The sequence below is a fragment of the Bradyrhizobium sp. USDA 3315 genome, assembly GCF_054056795.1.
Map to the genome: position 1 here is coordinate 9,072,030 of NZ_JBSRYP010000001.1, position 23,031 is coordinate 9,095,060.

General features: G+C 64.9%; 19 protein-coding genes. 11 read left to right on the forward strand and 8 right to left on the reverse strand.

Annotated elements, in window-relative coordinates; genetic code table 11:
- Positions 1 to 48: 48 nt before the first annotated feature.
- Positions 49 to 1,086, forward strand: a complete 1,038-nt coding sequence (locus tag ACVIYL_RS42365; RefSeq protein WP_456781423.1) for a DUF4274 domain-containing protein — start codon at positions 49 to 51, stop codon at positions 1,084 to 1,086.
- A 216-nt stretch (positions 1,087 to 1,302) separates the two neighbouring features.
- On the opposite strand, the gene ACVIYL_RS42370 is transcribed toward ACVIYL_RS42365, so the two are convergent.
- The 3 genes from ACVIYL_RS42370 to ACVIYL_RS42380 form a co-directional block, all read right to left on the reverse strand.
- Positions 1,303 to 1,812 carry a hypothetical protein gene (locus ACVIYL_RS42370; protein WP_456781424.1) on the reverse strand — a complete coding sequence of 170 codons (510 nt, stop codon included), beginning with the start codon at positions 1,810 to 1,812 and terminating at the stop codon, positions 1,303 to 1,305.
- 355 nt (positions 1,813 to 2,167) lie between these two features.
- Complete coding sequence (locus ACVIYL_RS42375) at positions 2,168 to 3,289, reverse strand: amino acid ABC transporter permease (protein ID WP_456781425.1); 1,122 nt, start codon at positions 3,287 to 3,289, stop codon at positions 2,168 to 2,170.
- A gap of 1 nt (position 3,290) precedes the next feature.
- Complete coding sequence (locus ACVIYL_RS42380) at positions 3,291 to 4,478, reverse strand: amino acid ABC transporter permease (protein ID WP_410469729.1); 1,188 nt, start codon at positions 4,476 to 4,478, stop codon at positions 3,291 to 3,293.
- 155 nt (positions 4,479 to 4,633) lie between these two features.
- Between ACVIYL_RS42380 and ACVIYL_RS42385 the strand changes: the two genes are divergently transcribed.
- The 3 genes from ACVIYL_RS42385 to ACVIYL_RS42395 all read left to right on the forward strand — a co-directional run bounded on the left by ACVIYL_RS42385 (position 4,634) and on the right by ACVIYL_RS42395 (position 7,969).
- Entirely contained in the window at positions 4,634 to 5,509 is an 876-nt protein-coding gene (locus ACVIYL_RS42385) for a MurR/RpiR family transcriptional regulator (RefSeq protein WP_456781426.1), read from the forward strand.
- 5 nt (positions 5,510 to 5,514) lie between these two features.
- Positions 5,515 to 6,870, forward strand: coding sequence for an aspartate aminotransferase family protein (locus ACVIYL_RS42390; RefSeq protein ID WP_456781427.1), 1,356 nt, complete (start codon positions 5,515 to 5,517; stop codon positions 6,868 to 6,870).
- Between the two features lie 88 nt (positions 6,871 to 6,958).
- On the forward strand, positions 6,959 to 7,969 hold the full coding sequence (locus ACVIYL_RS42395; RefSeq protein WP_057018836.1) for an amino acid ABC transporter substrate-binding protein: 1,011 nt from the start codon (positions 6,959 to 6,961) through the stop codon (positions 7,967 to 7,969).
- A 43-nt stretch (positions 7,970 to 8,012) separates the two neighbouring features.
- On the opposite strand, the gene ACVIYL_RS42400 is transcribed toward ACVIYL_RS42395, so the two are convergent.
- Positions 8,013 to 9,176, reverse strand: coding sequence for an IS4 family transposase (locus ACVIYL_RS42400; protein ID WP_057015126.1), 1,164 nt, complete (start codon positions 9,174 to 9,176; stop codon positions 8,013 to 8,015).
- Positions 9,177 to 9,421: 245 nt separating this feature from the next.
- Between ACVIYL_RS42400 and ACVIYL_RS42405 the strand changes: the two genes are divergently transcribed.
- A complete protein-coding gene (locus ACVIYL_RS42405) occupies positions 9,422 to 10,054 on the forward strand; it encodes an aspartate/glutamate racemase family protein (protein ID WP_456781428.1) in 633 nt (210 codons plus the stop codon).
- A gap of 169 nt (positions 10,055 to 10,223) precedes the next feature.
- On the opposite strand, the gene ACVIYL_RS42410 is transcribed toward ACVIYL_RS42405, so the two are convergent.
- On the reverse strand, positions 10,224 to 11,558 hold the full coding sequence (locus tag ACVIYL_RS42410) for an MFS transporter (protein WP_456781429.1): 1,335 nt from the start codon (positions 11,556 to 11,558) through the stop codon (positions 10,224 to 10,226).
- A gap of 328 nt (positions 11,559 to 11,886) precedes the next feature.
- Here ACVIYL_RS42410 and ACVIYL_RS42415 point away from each other — a divergent pair, with 328 nt between their 5' ends.
- Complete coding sequence (locus ACVIYL_RS42415) at positions 11,887 to 13,086, forward strand: multidrug effflux MFS transporter (RefSeq protein WP_456781955.1); 1,200 nt, start codon at positions 11,887 to 11,889, stop codon at positions 13,084 to 13,086.
- Between the two features lie 420 nt (positions 13,087 to 13,506).
- On the opposite strand, the gene ACVIYL_RS42420 is transcribed toward ACVIYL_RS42415, so the two are convergent.
- A complete protein-coding gene (locus tag ACVIYL_RS42420) occupies positions 13,507 to 13,980 on the reverse strand; it encodes a DUF983 domain-containing protein (protein ID WP_438078721.1) in 474 nt (157 codons plus the stop codon).
- A gap of 48 nt (positions 13,981 to 14,028) precedes the next feature.
- Between ACVIYL_RS42420 and ACVIYL_RS42425 the strand changes: the two genes are divergently transcribed.
- Both ACVIYL_RS42425 and ACVIYL_RS42430 read left to right on the forward strand, forming a co-directional pair.
- Positions 14,029 to 15,405 carry an aminotransferase-like domain-containing protein gene (locus ACVIYL_RS42425; RefSeq protein WP_456781430.1) on the forward strand — a complete coding sequence of 459 codons (1,377 nt, stop codon included), beginning with the start codon at positions 14,029 to 14,031 and terminating at the stop codon, positions 15,403 to 15,405.
- Between the two features lie 107 nt (positions 15,406 to 15,512).
- The gene (locus tag ACVIYL_RS42430) at positions 15,513 to 16,811 is read left to right on the forward strand and encodes a serine hydrolase domain-containing protein (protein ID WP_456781431.1); all 1,299 of its coding nucleotides are present in this window, start codon (positions 15,513 to 15,515) and stop codon (positions 16,809 to 16,811) included.
- 109 nt (positions 16,812 to 16,920) lie between these two features.
- On the opposite strand, the gene ACVIYL_RS42435 is transcribed toward ACVIYL_RS42430, so the two are convergent.
- Positions 16,921 to 17,124 (reverse strand): hypothetical protein, encoded by a 204-nt coding sequence (locus ACVIYL_RS42435; RefSeq protein ID WP_156436370.1) that lies wholly within the window; start codon positions 17,122 to 17,124, stop codon positions 16,921 to 16,923.
- A gap of 192 nt (positions 17,125 to 17,316) precedes the next feature.
- Here ACVIYL_RS42435 and ACVIYL_RS42440 point away from each other — a divergent pair, with 192 nt between their 5' ends.
- On the forward strand, positions 17,317 to 18,312 hold the full coding sequence (locus ACVIYL_RS42440) for a hypothetical protein (RefSeq protein WP_456781432.1): 996 nt from the start codon (positions 17,317 to 17,319) through the stop codon (positions 18,310 to 18,312).
- Between the two features lie 522 nt (positions 18,313 to 18,834).
- Here ACVIYL_RS42440 and ACVIYL_RS42445 read toward each other — a convergent pair.
- Entirely contained in the window at positions 18,835 to 20,067 is a 1,233-nt protein-coding gene (locus ACVIYL_RS42445; protein WP_456781433.1) for a rhodanese-like domain-containing protein, read from the reverse strand.
- Between the two features lie 247 nt (positions 20,068 to 20,314).
- Between ACVIYL_RS42445 and glgC the strand changes: the two genes are divergently transcribed.
- Together glgC and glgA are read left to right on the forward strand one after the other, a co-directional pair.
- Positions 20,315 to 21,577, forward strand: coding sequence for a glucose-1-phosphate adenylyltransferase (gene glgC / locus ACVIYL_RS42450; RefSeq protein WP_456781434.1), 1,263 nt, complete (start codon positions 20,315 to 20,317; stop codon positions 21,575 to 21,577).
- Positions 21,574 to 23,028, forward strand: coding sequence for a glycogen synthase GlgA (gene glgA, locus ACVIYL_RS42455; protein WP_456781435.1), 1,455 nt, complete (start codon positions 21,574 to 21,576; stop codon positions 23,026 to 23,028). Before glgC ends, glgA begins: the two co-directional genes overlap by 4 nt.
- Positions 23,029 to 23,031: the final 3 nt, after the last annotated feature.

The window sequence follows — 23,031 nt, forward strand, 5'->3', positions numbered from 1 at the left end:
TCAACATCTGATGCCTAGAATGCCACGGCAAATTCCAATGAGGCCGGTATGACAGGCGACGAAGTTCGAGATCAGGCTCAATCCGGTGGCGGCGTGGGACTGTCCGACGAAAACCTTGCGCTCCACCGAAGCGCCATCCAGAGCCGCATTACGTTTCAAGGCCTTGCGACCCGGCCATTCGAGGGGCTGTCGTGGGACTACTTCCTCGCGGATGTCGAGCTGGAAGCGCGCGCTGCGCGCATCGGGATGCGCGACACGACCATCGGGTCGTACTGCGACACCATACAGTTGCTGCCTGCGGCCGCGATCGTCCGCCTGGATGCAGCGCTTTCCGTCTACTTCCTGCCTCCCGAGCCCGAGAGCGAGGCTCACGTCGATTACCTCTTGCGACCGCTGGACGCCGCGACGGCAAAGCGGATGCGGCAGCGTCGGCATGCCGTTCACGCCATGCAGGCCGTGGCGCAACAGCAGGAAGAGGCCAGAAAAAAAGCGGCTGCGCCGGACGAAGAACTCAAGTCGCAATATTGGCCGTGTCCGCATGCGGCGCTGAGTACCGAGCCCGACGACTTCCTGCTCTGGATCAAGGATCAGACGCCCGACACCTGGCACGTCATCGTCGACAGCTGGGATCACAACAGCCACGATCGGGATAGCGTGATCGAATGGATCTTCGAGCAGCCGAACTGCGACCTCGGCACGGCCGCGCAATACTTTTTCATCGCGGCATTGGGGCTCGCCAACGAGGAGCCGGCGCAACTCAGTTCCGGCTATCGGCGCAAATGGCATCTCATGAAGCGCGTGGCCGACAACTGGCAACGCGGACATTATCTGCGCAATGAATTGCAGCCCTCAACTCAGCCGTCCGACGTCCAATACTACGACGAGTTGGTGGCGCGCCGGGAGGCCAGTGGTCGTCCGCTGCCGTGGACAGTGCCGGGACCGAAACTGCGCCGGTTTGGCGGACGGCAGGCGAATTCAGCGTATTTCTACGAGGACTGCCATTTGAGGCTGGGCTTTACGGCTTGGAAACAGCAGCGCGAGCAATTCGGGTGCGGCAGGGACTTTCCGCGCTGTTGCCAAGAATGATCACGCCTCCTCAATTCGACAGGCGCTGCGCCTCGAGGCCGCGGCTGTAACGCGACATCGCAAAGCAGAACACGAAGTAGATCACGCCGACGAACAGCGTACCCCCCCGGTCGCTTGGCATCGCCCCGAGGCAAAGCGCCTACGCGGTCAAAGGGTCGACCGGACGCTGGACGATGGTGATGACGAGGAGCCCGCGGAACCGAGGCGGCGTCTCGCTTAAAGCGGACTATGGTTCACGGTGTGGCGCATCTGGCGACAAAAGCCCTCCACAAACTGCGCGAGCGCCTCGAAATTGACCAGCAGCCTTTCGGCCTGCACCCGGTCAACCGAACCAGGGGCAAACGATTCCGCCAGACGCCGCTGGCGATCTGCGCGATCCCGGCACGCTGCGGCCCTGCTTTCGGCAAACTCCAGTTGCTCGTGTCGGCGGCCGAGCTTGTCTTCTTCCTCAAGCAGCCGCTTGTTGAGCATCGATCTCGTGTTGGTTGGAACGTCCGGGCGCTTCAGCAGATCCAGATAGTGGTCGATGTTTGCGCGCGCGGTATACTCGTTCACGTATGTGCCTCCCGCCAGTCGCAGTCTCGGTCGGCGAGGCTTGGCTTCAACATTCAGGAGTTGCTCGATCTCCGCCAGGAGTTGGCGAAGCTCATCGGTCGAAAACCCTTGCAGGGCATCGTGGACCTGGTTTCGGGTACTCTCGGGATAGGAGGCGTTGTCTTCGGCCATTGGCGTACGGCAAAAATCAAAGTAACGCCCTGTCAGGGCCGAACCAAATCAACAAATCAACGGCAGCATTTGCGTTCAGTCCAGATCGAACGATGCCCGCGCGAACAATGATTTCTGTCATCGCGCGCGCTCGCGAATCCAATGGCGCTCAAGATAAGTTACGGGCGGAACATCGCCTAGTGCACTCTGTGCCAGCCGCGCCTTTGCGCCAACCATCGGCCAAGTCTTGGTTGCCGCATCGTTAAAGCCAGAACAGGCCGCTCCAGAAATCAAAGCACACGGCTGCGGATGCGAACAGGCCGGCACCGAAGGATGCAGCATGTGAGGGAGGCAAGCGACGGAGAATCCGGATCGCTCAGCCGTGCGCACGCTGCGCCTCGAGGCCGCGGCTGTAGCGCGACATCGCAAAGCAGAACACGAAGTAGATCACGCCGACGAACACATAGACCTCGACGCTGAAGGCCTGCCAGGCCGGATCGACGATCGCGGTCTTGGCGGTGGTCAAGAGATCGAAGATGCCGATGATCAGGACCAGGCTGGTGTCCTTGAAGAAGGCGATGAAGGTGTTGACCAGCGGCGGGATGACGTGGCGGATCGCCTGCGGCAGCACGATCAGCGCGTTCTTCTCCCAGTAGGACAGCCCGAGCGCGTCGGCGGCCTCATATTGTCCGCGCGGCACCGCCTGCAGACCGCCGCGCACCACTTCCGCAAGGTAGGCGCCGGCATAGAGGATGAAGGCGATCTGGGCGCGCAGCAATTTGTCGATGTTGACGCCGTCGGGCATGAACAGCGGAAACATGACGCTCGCCATGAACAACAGGCTGATCAGCGGCACGCCGCGGATCAGCTCGACATAGAGCACGCAGAGCGAGCGGATCGCCGGCAGCTTGGAGCGGCGGCCGAGCGCGACCAGGATTCCGAGCGGGAAGCCGAACGCCAATCCGAAAGTCGCCAGGATCAGCGTCACCGGCAGCCCGCCCCAGCGGTCCTGCGTGACAAAGGACATGCCGAGAAAGCCGCCCCACATCAGGCACCCGATCGCGATCAAGGCCGCAGCCCACAGCAGGAACAGCTCCTTGCGCCAGAAGCTGCGGCGGCTCGAGATCACGAACAGCGCAATGAAGATCACGACCGCGAGCGCCGGCCGCCACTGCTCGCTGAACGGATAGGTGCCGAACAGGATGAAGCGGTACTTCTCGGGGATCACCGCCCAGCAGGCGCCGACGCCGCGCAGCGCGCGGCAGGCGCTGGTGTCGTTGCCGGAGACGATCCAGACCGCGTTGGCGATGCCCCATTGCCAGAGGCCGATGCACGCCTTGCCGAGCACGAACAGCAGCAGCAGCGTCATGATGCTCGACGTCACGGACGCGAACAGGTTGGCGCGCAGCCAGGCCACGATCTGGCCACCGAGCGTGCGCTGCGCGCGGCGCCGGCCGATCGGCAGCGGATCCTGCGGGAGATGTGCGACCGAGCTCATGTCAGCGCTCCACCAGCGCGATCCGCGCGTTGTACCAGTTCATGAACAGGCTGATGCCGAGGCTGATGGTGAGGAACACCATCATGATCAGCGCGATCGACTCGATCGCCTGCCCGGTCTGGTTCAGCGTGGTGTTGGCGATCGAGACGATGTCCTGGTAGCCGACCGCGACCGCAAGCGACGAATTCTTGGTCAGGTTCAGATACTGGCTGGTCATCGGCGGGATGATGACGCGCAGCGCCTGCGGCAGCACGATGTGTTGCAGCACGAAGCTGCGCTTCAGCCCGAGCGCCTTGGCGGCGTCCGACTGGCCGCGCGGCACCGCCTGGATGCCGCTGCGCACGATCTCGGCGATGAACGCCGAAGTATACGTGACCAGCGCGATCAGCAGCGCGAAATATTCCGGCGCCAGGGTCAGCCCGCCGACGAAGTTGAAGCCGCGCAGCTCGGGCAGCATGACGCTCCAGCTCGCACCCAGAAGCCACGACACCAGCGCCGGCAGCGCGATGATGAGGCCGAGCGCGTAGGGCCAGGCCGGCCGCGCCTTGCCATCGAGCATCTGCTGCGCGATCAGGCGGCGCCTGACGATGAGGAAGACGATCACGCCGGCGACCAGCGCAGCGAGCGTCCAGCCATTGGCCTCATGCAGCGGCACCGACGGCAGCACCAGGCCGCGGTTGGACAGATAGACCCCGTCGACCGGCTTCCACGCCTGGCGCGCCGCCGGTAGGCCCTGCATCAGCACGTACCAGAACAGGAGTTGCAACAGCAGCGGCAGGTCGCGCAGCACCTCGACATAGACGGCGGCGAGCCGCGCCAGCAGCCAGTTCGACGACAGCCGCGCGATACCGACCAGCGTGCCGATCACGGTCGCCAGCACGATGCCGATGACCGCGACGCGCAGCGTGTTGACGACGCCGACGATGAAGGCGCGCAGGTAAGTGTTCTTTGGCGTGTAGTCGATCCAGCTGTCGGCGATCGGCATGCCGGCTTCACGGCCGAGGAAGGCAAAGCCGGTCGAGATGCGCCGCACCGAGAGGTTATGGACCGCGTTGGACCACAGCCAGGCGACGACGGCGACCGCGATGGCGACCACCAGGATCTGCCAGAACAGGCCTGCGACGCGGGGATCGCTGAGCGAAAGCCGCCAGGGCCGGGCGGGAGGGCGTTTCGGCGTCGATGTCGTCACAGCACAAGGACCCCAGTGAGAAGCGATCTTCTGCCATGCGCAAGAGCGTTTTCGAGCGAAGTGGATACCCGGTTCGCGTGAAGAAGACGCGTCAACCTCAAATCCTGCGCGCGTCATATGTTGCACCAATTTAATATTTGTGCAACATATGTTTCATGGCCCAGGCCCAGCCGAAACCATCGCCCCTGAACGAATTGTGCAGCGCACTGCCGTCGCTGCCGATGCGCTTGCAGGAGGTCGGCCGGTTCGTCGCTGCCAATGATTACGACGCCACCACCCGCTCGATGCGCGAGCTCGCTTCCGTCGCCGGCGCCGATCCTGCCTCATTCACCCGTCTTGCCAAGGCGCTCGGCTATTCCGGCTGGGACGAATTGCGCGCCGCACTCACCGAGGCGCGCCGGCCGGCGCAGGGCTCGCCGTTCTCCGGCCGCGCCAGGAGCCGCCGCGCCGGGCCGAATGCCGATGTCAAACTGGTGCACGACAAATTGGAGGCCGAAGCCGCGGGCCTTGCGCGGATTTCAGCGAGCGCGATCGCGGACGCCGCGCGTGCGCTGCACTCCGCTGACAGGATCTGGATATCGGGGTTTCGCAGCTGCCGCAGCGTCGCGGAACTGCTGACCTATCAGCTTCGCCTGTTCCGCCCCGATGCCGTGCAATTGGTCGGCGGCTCCGGCCCGTTCGATCTCGACCACGGCGCCTTCCGCTCAGGCGACGCCGTGGTCGTGATCGGCTTTGCGCCCTACACCCTGGTCAGCGTCGAGACGGCGCGCGCGGCGCATCAGGCGCGCGCCGCGCTGATCGCGATCGCCGACACCATCACAGCTCCGATGGCCGAAGGCGCCGATCATCTGCTGCTGTTCGAGGCCGCCTCCTCCCCCGGCTTCTTCCCGAGCCTGACCGGCGCGATCGCAGTCGCCCAGTCGCTTGCCGCCGTCGCCTTCACGCTGGGCGGCGCGAACGCAAAGCGCAAGCTGGAGGAGACCGAAGGCCGGCTTGCCGAGATGTCGCAATATTTTGTCGAGAAAGGATGAGTGTCATGGCAGCCAACAAGAGCCGCGTGATGCATCGCAGCCTGCGCGAGACCCCGCCGAAAGCGGTCGGCGGCGACGGCGTCTGGCTGATCGCGGAGGATGGCCACCGGATTCTGGATTCCTCCGGCGGCGCCGCGGTGTCCTGCCTCGGCCATCAGCATCCGCGCATCCTGGCCGCGATCGCTAAGCAGGCTTCGAAGATCGCCTATGCCCATACCGGCTTCTTCTCCTCCGAGCCCGCGGAAGAGCTCGCCGAGCGGCTGGTCGGCCACGAGCCCGGCGGCCTCGGCTATGTCTATTTCGTCAGCGGCGGGTCGGAGGCGATCGAGGCCTCGATCAAGCTGGCGCGGCAATATTTCATCGAGCGCGGCGAGCGGAAGCGTGCGCGCTTCATCGCGCGCCGCCAGAGCTATCACGGCAATACGCTCGGCGCGCTGTCGGCCGGCGGCAATGCCTGGCGCCGCGAGCCCTACGCGCCGCTGCTGTCGCCCTCGTTCAGCCATGTCACGCCGGCCTTCGCCTATCACGAGAAGCGCGACGATGAATCGGAGGCGGCATTCGTGGCGCGCCTTGCCGCCGAGCTCGAAGCCGAATTCCAGCGGCTCGGCCCCGATACAGTCGCGGCGTTCATCGCCGAGCCCGTGGTCGGCGCCACCGCCGGCTGCGTGCCGGCGCCGGAGGGTTACTTCAAGGCGGTACGCGAGATCTGCAACCGCCACGGCGCGCTGTTGATCCTCGACGAGGTGATGTGCGGCATGGGCCGCACCGGCACGCTGCACGCCTGGGAGCAGGAAGGCATCTCGCCCGACATCCAGGCGATCGCCAAGGGGCTCGGCGGCGGCTATCAGCCGATCGGCGCGATGCTTGCCAGTGGCACGATCGTCGACACGGTGCGCAACGGCTCCGGCGCGTTCCAGCACGGCCACACCTATCTGGCGCATCCGCTCGCCTGCGCCGCCGCGCTCGAAGTGCAGAAGGTGATCGCTGAGGAGAAGCTGCTCGACCAGGTCAAGGAGCGCGGCCGCCAGCTCGAGCAGCGGCTCACCGAACGGTTCGGCAATCATCGCCATGTCGGCGACATCAGGGGCCGCGGCCTGTTCTGGGGTATCGAGCTGGTCGCCGACCGTGCCACGCGGCAGCCGTTCGATCCCAAGCTGAAGCTGCATCAGCGGATCAAGTCCGCCGCCTTCGCCGGCGGGCTCGGCTGCTATCCGTCGGGAGGCACCGCCGACGGCCAGCGCGGCGATCATGTGCTGCTCGCCCCGCCCTATATCGCAACGTCCGGCGACATCGACATGATCGTCGAACGACTAGGCGCTGCGGTGGACAGCGCGCTGAAGGATATCGGTCACGGAGCATGATCCGGAAAAACGGGCACCGGTTTTCCCGCGACAAACGCGAAGCGTTCGCGCAGGGATCATGCTCAAACGTTAGGAGGAGGAGGAAAACATGCTGAGGGGTATCATCACTCTAACCGTTCTCGCCGCGGGCATCGCGGGCGCGAGCGCGGCGACGCTCGACACCGTCAAGCAGCGCGGCACGCTGGTGTGCGGCGTCTCGACCGGCTTTGCCGGTTTCTCGGCGCCGGACTCGCAGGGCAACTTCAAGGGCCTCGATGTCGACTATTGCCGCGCGCTTGCCGCCGGCGTGCTCGGCGATCCCGCCAAGGTGCGCTACGTCGCGCTGACCGCGCAGAACCGTTTCACCGCGCTGCAGTCGGGCGAGATCGACGTGCTCTACCGCAACTCGACGCAGACTTTTCTGCGCGGCACCACACTTGGGCTGCGGCAGGGACCGGTCAATTTCTACGACGGTCAGGGCTTTGTCGTGAAGAAGGACCTCGGCGTCAAGGAGCTGAAGGACCTCAAGGGCGCCACGGTGTGCGTCGCCCAGGGCACCACGCATGAAGTGACGCTCGGCGACTACGGCCGCGCCAACGGCATCGACTGGAAGCCGCTGGTGTTCGACCGCGTCGACACCATGTACCAGACCTTCTTCGGCGGCCGCTGCGATGCCATGACCCAGGATGCTTCCGCGCTCGCAGGCGCGGTCGCGACCGCAGCCCCGAAGGCCGATGACTATGTCGTGCTGCCGCAGACCATCAGCAAGGAGCCGCTCGGCCCGTTCACCCGCAACGGCGATGAGGTCTGGAGCGACATCATCACCTGGCTGCATTACGGCCTGATCGAGGCCGAAGAGCTCGGCGTCACCCAGGCCAATGCCGACGAGATGGCGAAGTCGCAGGTCCCGGCGATCCAGCGCCTGCTGGGCGCGTCGGGCGATCTCGGCTCGCGCCTCGGCCTCGACAACAAATGGCTGCTCGCCGCGATCAAGGCCGGCGGCAATTACGGCGAAATCTTCGAGCGCAATGTCGGCAAGGCCAGCCCCTTGAAGCTCGAGCGCGGCCTCAACGCCACCTGGAGCAAGGGCGGGTTGATGTACGCGATTCCGTTCAAGTAGGAAGTCACCTCGCCCCGCCTGCGGCAGGGGTGTCCGGGGAAATTCAGGCATAGCGGAGCTCCATCTGGTCAGGTGAGATGGTTGATTTCCGACGGCTGGGGTTGATGGGCGGAGGTTTGTCGATGGCAGCGAGGGATCGACGCGTGAGCAGGAGCTGGCCGACGAGTTCGGCGAACCTGAGCGGGAGCATTTTGATGCAGTTGGTGTGAGCGGCGATGCGCAGCAGCAGGTAGGCAATCATCGCAGCGAGCACCTGAAGGCGGATCGCGTTGTCGTTGGCGCCGAGGAACTTGCGAATATCGAGATGCTGCTTGATCCAGCGGAACAGCAGCTCGATTTGCCATCGGCTCTTGTAGAGGGCGGCGATCTCGACGGCGCTACGGGCAAGGTCGTTGGTCAGGAGTGTGATCTTGCCGCCTTTCTCGCGTCTGATCTTGATGCGGCGGAGCGGGATTGGAAGGCGCGAATCGCCCTTGCTGGTGAGCTTCACCTCGTCATCGGCAAGGATTTCGAAGCCATCCCCGTTACGCTTGCGGATGGCGCGATGCCTGAGCGAGCGAAGACGGATGCTCGTCTTCGCCCGGGTAACGAAGAAAGCCTTGCTATCATTGATCTTCTGCCACCAGTCGAAACGGCAATAGCCCTTGTCAAACACATAGGTGGTGGCGGGCTGGATTGGGGTCTGTCGGCCGATCTCGATGTCATTGACGTTCGCGGCCGTCATCTCGACGCAGGTCGGGACATCGCTCCTTGGGTCGTAGACGACATGCAGCTTCATGCCGCGGATGCGGCCGTTCCACGTCGCCCAACTGCAGACCTTGCCGAGCGGGATCGGACTGGCGTCGATCAGACGCACCATCTCCATGCCTTCACTCCGCAGCTGGCGACGCGCCATCGCCGACAGCGCCGCAAAGGTTTGCGCGAAAATGCCGATCGGACGGCGGGCATTGGCATCGGACAACGTCGAGCGCGACAGCTTGCCGGTTCCCAAGTGATAGTGATGCTGCGAATTGGCGTTGAAGCCAGTCACCACCCCGCGCAGACTGCTGTTGCCGCTAAGCTGGGCATAGATCAGCGCCACCAGATGATCCCAGCTCCTGAACGACTTGTCGTAGGCATCCCCGTCCAGACGATCCACAACCGTCTGAAACTGCCGTCGATTGATCGGTTCAAGCAGCCTTCCAAAAATGCTACCGCGATATCGCATGCTCGGCCCTCTGTGTCTCGACAACCAGAAAAGACCGATTTGCCTCGGTCCTGCCGAGCATGCACCGCGACACAGTGAATCATTCCCCGGACACCCCTGCGCCTGCGGGGAGAGGTCGGATTGCGAAGCAATCCGGGTGAGGGGGAGCCTCCGCATACCCTCCTCTCACCTGTTACGACGATAGAGCCCCTCACCCCAACCCTCTCCCCGCGAAAGAGCGGGGAGAGGGAGAGCAAGAAATATCGATGCGCATCACCCTTATTCACGCCCTGAAGCACTCGATCGTCCCGATCGAGGCATCGTTCGCACGGCATTGGCCGGAGGCGCGGCTGATGAACCTGCTCGACGATAGCCTGTCGGCGGACCTCGCGCGCGACGGCAGGCTTGACGAGCGCATGACCGAGCGATTTCTGACCATGGGCCGCTATGCGGCAAGCACCGGCGCCAATGGCATCCTGTTCACCTGCTCGGCGTTCGGGCCGTGCATCGAGGCGGTGGCGCGCGAGCACGCGCCGATGCCGGTGCTGAAGCCGAACGAGGCGATGATCGAGCAGGCGGTGGCGAAGGGCAAGCGGATCGGCCTGCTCTCGACCTTCCCGCCGACGCTGGTGTCGATGCCGCCGGAATTTCCGTCACAGGTCACGCTGGTGCCAAAACTTGCCGATGGCGCGCTGGCAGCGCTCGACCGCGGCGACCGCGCCGAGCATGACCGCATTGTGGTCGAGGCGTCCAAGGAGCTGCGCGACTGCGACCTGATCGCACTCGCGCAGTACAGTATGGCGCCGGCGGCTGAGCGCGTCGCCGAAGTCACCGGCCGGGAGGTGCTGACGACACCCGACAGCGCGGTCAAGAAGCTGAAGGCGATGCTGGGGGTTTGATCTCCGTCATTGCGAGCCACCCGGTCGGCGTGAAGCGCCGCCGGATGACAGGCTCCGTGAAGCAATCCATTTCACCGCATACGCGGATCGATGGATTGCTTCGTCGCTTCAGCGCAAAATTGCTTCGCAATTTTGTCGCGAGCTCCTCGCAATGACACAAGGTCGCGGCTCACCCGCCCGCGTCGTGCACGTTCAGATCGACGCCTTGCGGATCCCTAATCGTCGACACCGTGATGAGCGAGATCAGCGACAGCACCGCGATGTAGACACCGACGCGCCAGGACTGGCCGTAGGTGCCGATGATCCATTGCGCGATCATCGGCGCGAAGGCGCCGCCGAAGATGGCGCCGAGCGCATAGCCGATCGAGACGCCGGAATAGCGCACCTTGGCCGGAAACAGCTCGGCATAGAGCGCCGCCTGCGGGCCATAGGACAGGCCGAGCGCGATGGTGAGCCCGACCGCGCTGACGAAGAACAGCAAGAGGTTCTTGCTGTCGATCAGGAACCACATCGGCACCGCCCACAGCACCATCAGGGTGTAGCCGATCTGGAAGCAGCGCACGCGGCCTATTTTGTCGCCGAGGATACCGCCGAGCAGCGTGAAGATGAACCAGCTCACCGCCGCGAGCGTGCCGATCAGCAGCAGCTGCTCCGACGGCATCTTCAGCGTGTTGGCGCCGTAGCTGATGATGAACGCGATCAGGATGTAGCCGGCTGCATTGTTGGCCATGAAGATCAACGCGGTGCGCAGGATCTCCTTGCTGTGATTGCGCATCAGGTCGCGCAGCGGTGCAGAGGATTCCTTGTGCCGCCGCTGCATCGCCTGGAACACCGGAGACTCTTCGACCGTGCGGCGGATCACGATGCCGACGACGATCAGCACGATCGACAGCAGGAACGGAATCCGCCAACCCCATTCGATCATCGCCTGCTTGCCAAGCGTCGCGGTGAGCACCCACAGCACGCCTGTCGCCAGGATCATGCCGAGCGGCGTGCCGATCTGCGGGAACGAGCCGAAGAAGCTGCGCTTGTCGACGGGCGCCGATTCCACCGCCATCAGCGCCGCGCCGCCCCACTCGCCGCCGGCCGAGAAGCCTTGCAGGATGCGCAGGAGAATAAGGAGTGCCGGCGCCCAGGCACCGATCTGCGCGTAGGTCGGCAGCAGGCCGACCAGCGCGGTCGCCGCCCCCATCAACAGCAGCGTGACGACGAGCATGTTCTTGCGCCCGAAGCGGTCGCCGAGATGGCCGCAGACGATGGCGCCTAACGGGCGGAACAGGAATGAGAGGCCGAGCGTCGCGAACGAGACGATCTGCGCCAGCAGCGGATTGTTCGCGTTCATCGGCGCGAAGAACAGCGCGCCGAACACCAGGCCCGCCGCCTGGGCGTAGACGAAGAAGTCGTACCACTCGATGGTGGTGCCGACGAGCGTTGCAGTGAGGACCTTGCGCTCCTCATCCGACAGTTCAGCGCCGCGCGAGCGCGCGGACAGTTCGATGGACATGTCGCCTCCCCAAAACCCGTTCTTGAACCTGTTCTTGGCCGCGCGGGCGTGGTCGGCGGCGATGCGCCTGCCCCGCACGGATGCTGGGTCCGGGATTAGCAGAGGTTTCCGCGCCGCACGAGCAAAATAGTTGCAGCCGCAACGATATTCGGCGAATTTGCTTTTGGCCCGGTTCCCGACCCCGCTACCTCGACCGCGATCGGCGGGCAGCTATCCCGAAACGCCGATTGTGCATCGCAGCAAGATCGCTACGATGCGAGGATTCCCAAGAGGTTGCTAAGTGTCTGACATTAATGCCGATGCCTGGGTTTCCTCAGGCCACCGCCCGATGGGCTTTCCCGAATTCGTCGTCGTCATCGCCTCGATCATGGCGCTGAACCCGCTGGCGATGGACATGATGCTGCCGGCGCTGCCGAACATCCGCTCCGCGTTCCAGATCGCCGACGCCAACCGCCCGCAGATGGTGCTGTCGATCTTTTTGGTCGGCTTCGGCGTCGGCCAGTTCGTGATGGGCCCGCTGTCGGACCGCTTCGGCCGCCGCCCGGTGCTGCTCGGCGGCATGACGGTCTACACCATCGCCGGCCTGCTCGCGATCATGGCGCCCTCGTTCGAGACGCTGCTGCTGGCCCGCGCGCTGCAAGGGCTCGGCACCGCGGCGACCCGCGTGATCGCGACCTCGATCGTGCGCGACTGCTACGCCGGACGCCGGATGGCGAGCGTGATGTCGCTGGCGATGATGGTGTTCATCGCAGTCCCCGTGATCGCGCCGTCATTCGGCCAGGCGGTGATGCTGCTGACGCACTGGCGCGGCATCTTCGTGCTGCTGATGATCTACGGCGTGATCGCGCTGGCCTGGAGCGCGATACGGATGCCGGAAACGCTGCCGCTGGAATTGCGCAAGTCGCTGGCGATCCCGGAAGTGCTGTCCGCGTTTCGCCAAACCGTCACCAATCGCCAGACGCTCGGCTACGCGCTCGCCGCCGGCGGCGTGCAGGGCTCGCTATTTGCCTTCGTGTTCTCCTCGCAGCAGATCTTCACCGAGATCTTCAAGCTCGGGCATTACTTCCCCGTGGCGTTCGCGGCCTGCGCGGTCGGCGTCGCGATCGCCGGCTTCCTCAATTCGCGCATCGTCGGCCGCATCGGCATGCGGGTGATCTCGCACGCCGCGCTGACCGGCTTTGCCGTCGTCGCAGGCGCCCTGCTGCTGGCGGTGAAGACCGACACGCTGTCGCTGCCGCTGTTCATGGTGCTGTCGGGCCTGATGATGTTCGCGTTCGGGCTGATGATGGCGAATTTCACCGCGCTCGCGATGGAGCCGCAGGGCAAGATCGCCGGCACCGCCTCCTCGCTGTACGGCACGATCACGACGCTGCTCGGGATCGGCGTCGGCACCACGATCGGCCAGGATTACGACGGCACACTGGCGCCGTTCGCGACCGGCTTCTTCCTCTGCACGCTGGCCGCGCTCGCCGTCGTCTTGGTGACGGAGAAGGGCCGGATGTTCCGGCCGCATCATCATCCGATTTGATTGATCCGTAGCCCGGATGCAGCGCAGCGCAATCCGGGATTCATCGTGCGGGCGACAGGATTCCGGATTACGCGGAGCTTGTCATCGGGCGCGCGTTCGCGCGACCCGTTGGCTTCATCCGGGCTACAATTCTGACTGGTTGCATCACTGTAGCCCGCATGAGCGGAGCGATATGCGGGGCAACTGTTCCCGGATATCGCTTCGCTCCATCCGGGCTACAATTCTGACTGGTTACATCACTGTAGCCCGCATGAGCGGAGCGATATGCGGGGCAACTGTTCCCGGATGTCGCTTCGCTCCATCCGGGCTACAATTCTGATTGGTTACATCATCACTGTAGCCCGCATGAGCGGAGCGATATGCGGGGCAACTGTTCCCGGATATCGCTTCGCTCATCCGGGCTACGATTCTGAGATCGCGTCAGGCTTCGCGAGTCCGTCCGACGCTGCTTTGCGCCCGGGCGGGCGCCACCGCACGCCGCGTCGCCGCAAATCCCTCCATCCCGAGCTGCCACTGCAAGCCCACGATCGCGCCCTTGGTCGGCTGCAGCAGCGCGAGCGCGCTGAACAGCGTGAATGGAAGCCAGATCGCCAGTTGCAGCCAGGCCGGCGGCGCGTAGTTCATCTCGAGCCACAGCAGCGCCGGCACCACGACGTGGCCGACCACGACGATCACGAGATAGGCCGGGAAATCGTCCGCGCGCTGCGGGGTGAAGTCCTCGCTGCAGACTTCACAGTGATCGGCGACCTTGAGGAAACGGCCGAACAGATGGCCACGCCCGCAGTTCGGGCACTTCATGGTGAAGCCGCGCCACATCGCCTTTGGCAGGGAAACCGTCTCGGTCATCGTCGTTTTCCTTTCGCCGTCGTCCTTGACCTGATCTGCATGATCCATACAATATGCATTCGAGCACCTACAATCAAAGACAAAGCGTCGGATTGCATGGATTGGGTCCCTACAGTTTCGGAATGGCACGGCCCGATGTTCCTGCGCATCGTCGATGCGCTGGCCGCCGACATCGCGAGCGGCCAGCTGGTGCGCGGCCAGCGGCTGCCGACCCATCGCGCGCTGGCGTCAGCGCTCGATATCGATCTGACCACGGTGACTCGCGCCTATGGCGAGGCGCGGCGGCGCGGACTGCTCGACGCCCGTGTGGGCCAGGGTACGTTCGTCTCGGAGACCACCGCGCGCGCCACCTCCGACCTGCCCGCGCCCGTCAACATCGACCTGTCGATGAACCTGCCGCCGCAGCCGGTCGAGGCCAATCTCGACCTGCGCATTGCGCAGGGACTTGCGACCATTCGCTCCGAGGCCGGGTTCTCCGCCTATCTCGGCTACACGCGTCCGGGCGGCACCACTGAGGAGCGCGCGGCCGGCGCCGCGTGGCTCGCGCCGCGGGTGCCGCAGGCGGCGGCCGACCGCATCGTGATCTATCCGGGTTCGCAGGCGATCATCTTCAACACGCTGCTGGCGCTGACATCGCCGGGCGATGTCGTGGTGACGGAGGCGTTGACCTTTCCCGGCATCAAGGCCGCGGCGGCGCGGCTTGATGTCCGCCTGGTCGGGGTTGCGATGGACGCCGAGGGCGCGCGGCCCGAGGCGCTCGACGAGGCCTGCCGCAAGCACAAGCCGAAGGCGGTCTATCTGGTGCCGACGCAGCAAAACCCGACCACGGCGACGATGAGCGCGATCAGACGCAAGGCGATCGCCGATATCATCAGCAAGCGCGGCTGCGTCCTGATCGAAGACGACGTCTACGGGCCGCTCGAACCACAAATGGCGCCGATCGCAACCCTGATTCCGGAACGCACCTACTACGCCGCGAGCATCGCAAAATGCATCGCGCCCGCCCTGCGCGTCGCCTATCTCCTGGCGCCCGATGCCGCCGCCGAGCAGCGCATGCGCGCCGGCATGCAGGCCACCATGCAGATGCCGCCGTCGCTGATGGTCGCGCTGGTCACGCAATGGCTGCGTTCCGGCGTCGCCGCCGACATCATCCGCGCCATTCGCAACGAGGCGGCGGCGCGCCAGCAGCTTGCGACCCGCTTCCTCAAGGGCGTCGCCTACGCAGCGCGGCCGGCCAGCCATCATCTCTGGATGCCGCTGCCGAAACATTTCGACGGCACGGACCTGCTGTCGCATCTGATGCGCAACGGCCTCGCCGTGGTCGGCGAAGACGCCTTTGCGGCAGGCGATGCCGCGCCGCGCGGCCTGCGCGTGTCGCTGGGTGCGGCACGCAACCGCGCCGAACTGAGCCAGGCGCTGCAGGTGTTGTCGAATGCGGTGCGCACGCCCGTCGGCGCTACCCAAATCGTATAATTCCGGCGATCGCCGGGAATAAACTCGCTCCAAAATGATTATGGTGCGCGGGAGCGCGCGCCGCTAAAACTCTGCGCTCAGGGCATCAGGCAGGGGCAGGCTTTTCAATGTCACGCGGATATGATCGGGCAGTCCACCGTGCTGTGCTGACGCTTCGCGGAGCAGCGACCGCGATCGGTTGTCTTGCAGTTGTCATATCAGGCGCGGCGCGCGCCTCCGATGCCCCTGCCCCGGTGCCGGAAAAACTCGAACGCATCACCGCATTCTTTGACAACGAGGTTGCGACAGGAAAAATTCCGGGCGCGGTCATCCTGATCCAGCAGCACGGCAAGCCGGTCTACCTGAAGACCTTCGGCTATCGCGACGTCACGACCAAGTCGCCGATGCGGCCGGACACGATGTTCGCGCTGCATTCGATGACCAAGCCGATCACCAACACCGCCGCGATGATGCTGGTCGACGAGGGCAAGTTGTCGCCGCAGGATCCGCTGTCGAAATACATCCCGGCCTTCGCCGACGTGAAGGTCGCCATCGAACCGGACGGTGGAAACGATCCGGCCAAGGTTGAGCTGGTGCCGCCGATCCGGCCGGTGACCATTGAAGATATCATGCGGCACACTTCGGGCATCACCTACGAATATATCGGTGCCGACTGGATCCAGAAGATCTATCGCGCAGGACATCTGTTCGACGGCAAGTTCGACAACGAGGAATTCGTGGCGCGGCTGGCCAAGCTGCCGCTGTCGCGGCAGCCCGGCACGCTGTGGCGCTACGGCCATTCCACCGACGTGCTCGGCCGGGTGATCGAGATCGTCTCGGGCAAGACGCTCTATCAGTTCGAGAAGGAGCGCCTGTTCGACCCGCTGAAGATGAACGACACCAGATACGTGCTCGATGCGGAGACCGAACGGACAAGGCTCGCCGAGCCGCTGCCCTCGGACACCATCCTGATCGAGGGCGAGAACGACCGGCGCGCGCATCCGGAATGGGAATCCGGCGGCGGCGGCCTGGTATCGACCATCCTCGATTATGCGCGCTTCGCGCAGATGCTGCTCAACGGCGGCGAGCTGGACGGCAAGCGCTATCTCAGCCCCGCAGCCTTCAAGACCATGACGACGGACCATATCGGGCCGGGCTCCGGTGTCGGCCGCGACTATTGGTACTTTCCCGGCGACGGCTTCGGCTATGGCTACGGCATCGCCGTGCGCACCGATCCCGGCATCGCCAAGCCGCCGCCGCCCGGCTCGATCGGCGAATTGAAATGGGACAGCGGCAGCGGAACCTATTTCGGCGTCGATCCCAAGCTCGACATGATCTACATCATGCTCGAGCAGACCCAGAACGAGCGCCAGCGCATCACGCCCGCGTTCCGCAAGCTGGTCTACGACGCGTTCAGCCCGGATTGAGCTCCCACCGTCATTGCGAGCGCAGCGAAGCAATCCATCTCTCCGCATGGGGATAGATGGATTGCTTCGTCGCTTGCGCTCCTCGCAATGACGCGGAAACCTTCCCGCCTTACGACTTCCACCGAACCGGTTCCTGTCTGCGCCGTGCTGCAGCCGCGATCAGGCTCGCGGTGCATTCGTTGCAGACGAACGCACACCCGTCCGTAAACAGGCCGATCCGTGCATCGAGGCCGATCGCATCATCGTCGACGATCCCCTCGATAATGCCACCGCAGCACACCCATTGGTGGCGCGACGCCAATTCCCGTTCCATGACGCGCTCTCCAGCCGTCGCAGCTTCCTCTCCGCTGCTTCCCTCACGTTATATACTATCGTATATATCGCGACGACAAGACAGGCGGGTGAACAATCCGGTCGGGAACCCTGCAGACAACAACCATCGACCGGAGACGATCGCCAAGAAAATCCTGCCTGGTCCAACCAGGTTCATTGAGGAAACGCGATCATGATAAAGAACAATGGCGACGCGGGACGTCCGCGCGCAACGGGAGAACTGCTCAAGATCCGCCGCGCATCGCTAGCGGCCATCATCCTTGCGCTCGGTGCGGCCGGCGCAGTGCGCGCCGAAACAGCTGCGGTCGGCGTTCCCGACAAGAGTTTTCCGGAGAGCGTGACCTCGACCTCCGACGGGACGCTCTATGTCGGCAGCTTCAACCATGGCGGCGTGACGAAGATCTCGGGCGGCAAGGCCGAGCAGCTGGTCAAGCCGGGCGCCGCCGACAGCCGCTCGACGCTGGGCGTGCTCGCCGACGAGAAGAGCGGCACGCTCTATGTCTGCTCCAACGACATCAGCGCGATGGGCGTGGCGGGGCCGAGCGACACCAAGGGCGCCTGGCTGAAGACCTTCGATCTCAAGAGCGGCGCGCCGAAGGGCAGCTTTGCCTTGAGCGATCCGAAATCGTTCTGCAACGACATCGTGGTCGGTGCCGACGGCACCGCCTACGTGAGCGATTCCTTTGCGCCGTTCGTCTACAGCCTGAAGGCGGGCGGCACGGCGCTGGCGACGTTCGCGACCGATCCGCAGCTCGCGCCCGCCAAGGACGGCGTCGGGCTCGACGGCATCGCGATCGGCGCCGACGGCAATCTTTACGTCACGACCTTCATTCCGGCCAAACTGTTCAAGATCGAGATGAAGGACGGCAAGGCCGGCGCCGTGACCGAGCTGAAGCCGTCGCGGCCGCTCGACCACGCCGACGCGTTGCGGGCGCATGGCGGCGGCTTCCTGCTGATCGAGGGCAACGGCAAGCTCGACAAGGTCACGGTGAAGGGCAGCGAGGCTACCATCGACACCATCAAGGATGGCCTCGCCGAGCCGGTCTCGGTGACGCAGGTCGGCGATGTCGGCTGGGTCACCGAGGGCAAGCTGTCCTACGTGATCGGCGACAACAAGGGCAAGGACCCCGGCCCGTTCAAGCTGACGCCGGTGGCGTTGCCGAAATAGCGGCGGGCTGGGTTACGCTTCGCAGCAAACTCGGTGTATCTCCCCGGCTTGCGGGGTCGAGACGAGCGAAGCTCGCTGTTAGGTCGGGTCGCATCGATAGATGCGATCCGGCTCCTCACGGCGTTCGTGCTTAAAGGCCGCGCCGTACTGGATGCCTGTGCGGGGTATGGCAACGGAGAGATGAGAGCCCGCGGCTCCTCCAACACGTCGTCCCTGCCTAGTGCGCAATTGCGCACGGGAGCAGGGACCCATACTCCGCGGCGGACCTTGTTGAAGGAATTCGTCGTTCCAGCATCGCCCAGCAATTGGCATTTGTGGTTATGGGTCCCTGCTTCGCAGGGACGACCATGCCGGCACGATTTCTGAATAATGGAAAAGTACCACTGATTTGCCCGACGAGTCAAGTTGCCGTGTCCGCCGGCGGCCACCGGCTCCTTTGCATGGGGTTGTTTTCGATATTTTGGCAGTGCGCCCCTGCGTCTCGGCACCGATGCGGTCGCCCCGCCGTCACCACGTCATCTGCTAGATCACATAGAACCCGTGCGTGCCGTCGCGGCGCAGCTGCTCGACGAGGCCGTACTCCCAATCGAGATAGGCCTGCATCGCCTGCTCCGCGACGCCGGTGCCTTCATAGGGGCGCCGGTAGCGGTGCGCGGGATCGGGCCGCGGCACGATGCGCGGCGGGCCGACTTCGAGCCGGCCGTCATAGCCGCCGTCGAGCACATAGACCTCCCAGCCCATCTGCGCGAGCCAGGACGCCGTCATGTCGGCGCGGATGCTTTTGTCGTCGCTCAGCACGATGCGCGCGCCGCGCACGGGAGCGGCCATGTCGATTTCCTGCACCAGCTGGCCGCCGGCATAGTGGCGGAAGCCGGCAAGGTGACCGGTCGTGTATTCCTCGGCATCGCGCACGTCGAAGCGATACAGCGTTCGCTGCGCGTCCTCGTCCAGCGCGGCGAGTTCATCGATCCCGATGTGACGGACGCCGGCGCGATAGGCGACGTCGCGCGCATTGTCGCCTGCGCCCTCGAACGGAGCAATGCCGCCGCGCTTGCCGGCGCCGTGCTCGAGATCGTGCTTCGCCAGCGTCCAGCCGATCGTGCCGTTGCGCAGCGCCCGCACCTTGTTGGGCAGTCCGGCATTGATCAGCGACTGCGTGCCGATGATCGAGCGGGTGCGGCCGGCGCAGTTGACGATGATGGTGGTGTCGGGATCCGGCGCCGCGCCGCCTGCCCGCAGCACCAGCTCGGCGCCGGGCACGCTGACCGAGCCCGGGATGTTCATGGTGGCATATTCGTCGAAGCGGCGGACATCGAGGATCGCGATGTTGGCCTTGTCCGAGATCAGCGCGGCGACCTCGTCGGCGCTCAGCGACGGCGTGTGCCTGCGCGACTCGACCAGCTCGCCGAACGCCTTGGCGTAGGAATTGACGTCCTCGAACACCTCGTAACCGGCCGCCTTCCAGCCCTGCAAGCCACCGGCGAGCGCGGCCACATTGCCATGGCCCAGCGCCATCAACTGCGCGGCGGCGGCCGCGACCAGCCCCTCGCCATTGTCGTAGAGCACGATCGGCACGTCCTTGCGCGGCAATCGCAGCTCGGCTTCGAGCGCGATCCGGCCGGCCGCCATGTTGGCGGCAAACAGCGGATGGCCGGTGGCGAATTCCGCCTCATGCCTGACGTCGAGCAGCGCGATCTCCCGACGCAGCAGCAGCGTTGCGCGGATGTCCTGGGGCGTGACGGAAGCAAGTGTCATGGAATGCTGGCCTGACAGAAGAAAACGGCAGGCTTGCTCTAGGCCGAAATCACGGCTCGTCAATAGCTTTAACCGGCCCGCAACCCCGATCTTCACGAGCCGGGGTCCGGGGAACGAAAGCCCGCCATCCCGCTTTGCTCAACCGGGATGCACTTGCTACGTTCCCAATCGGCCCCGTTGGCGCCCGATCAGGCCTTCCGGACAAGAGAAGGTAGCGGGGCCAGCCTGAAGTTCTGGGAGGATGACCATGAGATCCGTCGGAAATGAACCCTTGTCGCGTCACGCCCTCGCCTTCGTGCTGGCCGGCGGACGCGGCAGCAGACTTCAGGAGCTCACCGACAAACGCGCCAAGCCCGCGGTCTATTTCGGCGGCAAGTCGCGCATCATCGATTTCGCGCTATCCAATGCGGTGAATTCGGGCATCCGCCGCATCGCGGTGGCGACCCAGTACAAGGCGCACAGCCTGATCCGGCATCTGCAAGGCGGCTGGAACTTCTTCCGGCCGGAGCGAAACGAGAGTTTCGACATCCTGCCCGCAAGCCAGCGCGTCTCCGAAACGATGTGGTATGTCGGCACGGCCGACGCGGTCCACCAGAACATCGACATCCTCGAAGCGCACGGCACCAAGTACATCCTGGTGCTCGCCGGCGACCACGTCTACAAGATGGATTATGAGATCATGCTGAAGCAGCATGTCGAAAGCGGCGCCGATGTCACGGTCGGCTGCCTTGAAATGCCGCGGGCTGAATCCAGCGCCTTCGGCATCATGCATATCGACGAGACCGGCCTGATCCAGTCCTTCCTCGAGAAACCCGCCGATCCGCCACCGATGCCCGGCAAGCCCGACAAGTCGCTGGCCAGCATGGGCATCTATGTCTTCAATTCGGAATTCCTGTTCGACGAGTTGCGCCGCGATGCCGTTGACCCGAACTCGGCCCACGATTTCGGCAAGGACATCATCCCCTATATCGTGAAGCACGGCCGGGCGATCGCGCATCAGTTCAACGATTCCTGCGTCCGCTCCGGCGACGATCCCCGCTCCTACTGGCGCGATGCCGGCACCGTCGATGCCTATTGGGGCGCCAATATCGATCTCACCGACGTGGTGCCCGAGCTCGACCTCTACGATCGATCATGGCCGATCTGGACCTATGCCGAGATCACCCCGCCCGCCAAGTTCGTGCATGACGAGGACGGACGACGCGGCCAGGCGGTGACCTCACTGGTCTCGGGTGCCTGCATCATCTCGGGCGCGTCGCTGCGCCGCTCCCTGCTGTTCACCGGCGTGCACGTCAATTCCTACGCCAATATCGAGAATGCGGTGATCATGCCCTATGTCAATGTCGGCCGCGGAGCACGGCTCCGAAACGTCGTGATCGATCGCGGGGTGAGGATTCCGGAAGGGCTCGTGGTCGGCGAGGATCCCGAATTCGACGGCAAGCGCTTCCGCACCACCGAGAACGGCATCACGCTGATCACGCAGTCGATGATCGACAGGCTGGGGACATGACGCCCATCCGCGTCCTCGCAGTCGCCTCTGAAGTCTACCCGATCGTCAAGACCGGCGGCCTTGCCGACGTGGTCGGCGCGCTGCCGGCGGCGCTGAAGCAGCACGGCGTCACGACGCGGACGCTGGTGCCCGGCTATCCCGACGTGCTCAAGGCGCTGGCCGCGGCGGAGACGCTGCTGCACCGGCCGGAATTCTACGGCGGGCCGATCCGCGTGCTGGGCGGCACGCATGATGGCCTCGATCTGTTCGCGCTCGACGCGCCGCATCTCTATGCGCGGCCCGGCAATCCCTATGTCGGCCCGGACGGACGCGACTGGCCGGACAACGGCATCCGCTTTGCCGCGCTGTCGCGGATGGCGGCGGAGATCGGCCAGGGCGCGATCACCTCCTTCGTCCCCGACATCGTGCATGCGCATGACTGGCAGGCGGGCCTCGCACCCGCCCTCCTGCATTATGCCGGGCAACCGCGGCCCGGCACGGTGATGACCGTGCACAACCTCGCCTATCAGGGCCAGTTCTCGCCGGACATGCTTGCCGCGTTCGGCCTGCCGAGCGAATCCTACGCGCTCCACGGCGTCGAATATTACGGCACCATCAGCCTGTTGAAGGCCGGCCTGCAATTCGCCGACCGCATCACCACGGTGTCGCCGACCTATGCGCGGGAGATTCAAAGCGACGAGGGCGGCATGGGGCTCGGCGGCCTCTTGCGCGAACGCGCCGACGTGCTGAGCGGCATCCTCAACGGCATCGACATATCGGTGTGGAATCCGGCCACCGATCCCGACATCGCGGCGCGCTTCAGCTCCGAGCAGCCGGCGGATCGCGCGGTGAACAAGGCGGCGCTGCAGCGGCGCTTCGGGCTTGATCCAATGCCGGATGCGATGCTGCTCGGCGTCATCAGCCGGCTGTCATGGCAGAAGGGCCTCGACCTGCTGCTCGAGAACATTCCGACGCTGCTCGGCGAAGGCATTCAGCTTGCGCTGCTCGGCAGCGGCGATCGCGACCTGCAGGACCGCTACACCGCGCTGGCACGCGACAATCCCGGACGGATCGCGGTCGTGATCGGCTACGACGAGGCGCTGGCGCATCTGATCCAGGCCGGCGCGGACGCGCTCGCGGTGCCGTCGCGCTTCGAGCCGTGCGGCCTCACCCAGCTGTGCGCGCTGCGCTACGGCGCGGTCCCTGTTGTCGCCAATGTCGGCGGCCTTGCCGACACCGTGCTCGACTTCGACGAAGTCGCGATCACCGGCGATGCGCCGACCGGCGTCAAGTTCGCACCCGTAACCTCGGATGCGCTTGCCCATGGCTTGCGCAAGGCAAACCTGCTGTTCAACGACAAGGTGACGTGGCGCCGGCTGCAGCAGGCCGGCATGGCCACCGATGTCTCCTGGCACAATCGCGCCGGCCGCTACGCCGCGCTCTATCGCGAGCTCGCGACGATGCGGCGCTAAGCC

Bases quoted from the DNA above. Each gene is read 5' to 3' on its own strand.
- ACVIYL_RS42365 (WP_456781423.1), top strand. From the start codon at position 49: ATGACAGGCGACGAAGTTCGAGATCAGGCTCAATCCGGTGGCGGCGTG.
- ACVIYL_RS42370 (WP_456781424.1), bottom strand. From the start codon at position 1,812: ATGGCCGAAGACAACGCCTCCTATCCCGAGAGTACCCGAAACCAGGTC.
- ACVIYL_RS42375 (WP_456781425.1), bottom strand. From the start codon at position 3,289: ATGAGCTCGGTCGCACATCTCCCGCAGGATCCGCTGCCGATCGGCCGG.
- ACVIYL_RS42385 (WP_456781426.1), top strand. From the start codon at position 4,634: ATGGCCCAGGCCCAGCCGAAACCATCGCCCCTGAACGAATTGTGCAGC.
- ACVIYL_RS42390 (WP_456781427.1), top strand. From the start codon at position 5,515: ATGGCAGCCAACAAGAGCCGCGTGATGCATCGCAGCCTGCGCGAGACC.
- ACVIYL_RS42395 (WP_057018836.1), top strand. From the start codon at position 6,959: ATGCTGAGGGGTATCATCACTCTAACCGTTCTCGCCGCGGGCATCGCG.
- ACVIYL_RS42400 (WP_057015126.1), bottom strand. From the start codon at position 9,176: ATGCGATATCGCGGTAGCATTTTTGGAAGGCTGCTTGAACCGATCAAT.
- ACVIYL_RS42405 (WP_456781428.1), top strand. From the start codon at position 9,422: ATGCGCATCACCCTTATTCACGCCCTGAAGCACTCGATCGTCCCGATC.
- ACVIYL_RS42410 (WP_456781429.1), bottom strand. From the start codon at position 11,558: ATGTCCATCGAACTGTCCGCGCGCTCGCGCGGCGCTGAACTGTCGGAT.
- ACVIYL_RS42415 (WP_456781955.1), top strand. From the start codon at position 11,887: ATGGGCTTTCCCGAATTCGTCGTCGTCATCGCCTCGATCATGGCGCTG.
- ACVIYL_RS42420 (WP_438078721.1), bottom strand. From the start codon at position 13,980: ATGGATCATGCAGATCAGGTCAAGGACGACGGCGAAAGGAAAACGACG.
- ACVIYL_RS42425 (WP_456781430.1), top strand. From the start codon at position 14,029: ATGGATTGGGTCCCTACAGTTTCGGAATGGCACGGCCCGATGTTCCTG.
- ACVIYL_RS42430 (WP_456781431.1), top strand. From the start codon at position 15,513: ATGTCACGCGGATATGATCGGGCAGTCCACCGTGCTGTGCTGACGCTT.
- ACVIYL_RS42435 (WP_156436370.1), bottom strand. From the start codon at position 17,124: ATGGAACGGGAATTGGCGTCGCGCCACCAATGGGTGTGCTGCGGTGGC.
- ACVIYL_RS42440 (WP_456781432.1), top strand. From the start codon at position 17,317: ATGATAAAGAACAATGGCGACGCGGGACGTCCGCGCGCAACGGGAGAA.
- ACVIYL_RS42445 (WP_456781433.1), bottom strand. From the start codon at position 20,067: ATGACACTTGCTTCCGTCACGCCCCAGGACATCCGCGCAACGCTGCTG.
- glgC (WP_456781434.1), top strand. From the start codon at position 20,315: ATGAGATCCGTCGGAAATGAACCCTTGTCGCGTCACGCCCTCGCCTTC.
- glgA (WP_456781435.1), top strand. From the start codon at position 21,574: ATGACGCCCATCCGCGTCCTCGCAGTCGCCTCTGAAGTCTACCCGATC.